Source organism: Ensifer sp. ENS07 (assembly GCF_014852185.1).
Taxonomy (GTDB): domain Bacteria; phylum Pseudomonadota; class Alphaproteobacteria; order Rhizobiales; family Rhizobiaceae; genus Ensifer; species Ensifer adhaerens.
In genome coordinates this window covers 1-490 of record NZ_JACVBE010000069.1, presented here as the reverse complement: position 1 = coordinate 490, position 490 = coordinate 1, and the positions used below count along the sequence as shown (strand labels likewise).

General features: G+C 63.5%; 1 protein-coding gene. It reads right to left on the bottom strand.

The genetic code is table 11. The annotated features are described in order from the left end of the window. The coding region (locus IB277_RS39120) for a VCBS domain-containing protein (protein WP_210339741.1) at positions 1–490 on the bottom strand (490 nt) is incomplete at both ends.

Here is a 490-nt window from a genome sequence, read left to right as displayed (position 1 = left end):
CCTGCGTGTGTGTGACCGTGTTCTCACCCGTCGCCTTGTCGGCGATCTCCGTCACAGAACCGCTCTGCACGCCCGAAGTGATGACCGGTGCGTCGTTGGTGCCGGTGATCACGATCGTCACGGTCTGGATCGCCGTGCCGCCATGACCGTCATTGATGGTCACATCATAGGTCTGCGTCAGCGACTGGCCGGCCTGCAGCGAGTCAATGACACCGTCAGCAACCTTGAAGGTCCAGCCGACCGAGTTGCCCGACTGGTTGACCGGGTCGAGCGCGAACTTGCCGAGATAGCCTTCGCCGTTCGCCTTGAAGCTGGCGCTGTGGGTGTCCAGCGTGTCGACATCGGTAAAAGCCACCTTGCCGGCGTTGACGTGCACCACTGAGTTCTCGCCGGCCGCACCGTCGCCGCGCTCTGTCACCACGGCGCTCTGCGTGCCGGAGGTGATGACCGGTGCATCGTTCGTCCCGGTGATCGCGATCGTAACGGTCTG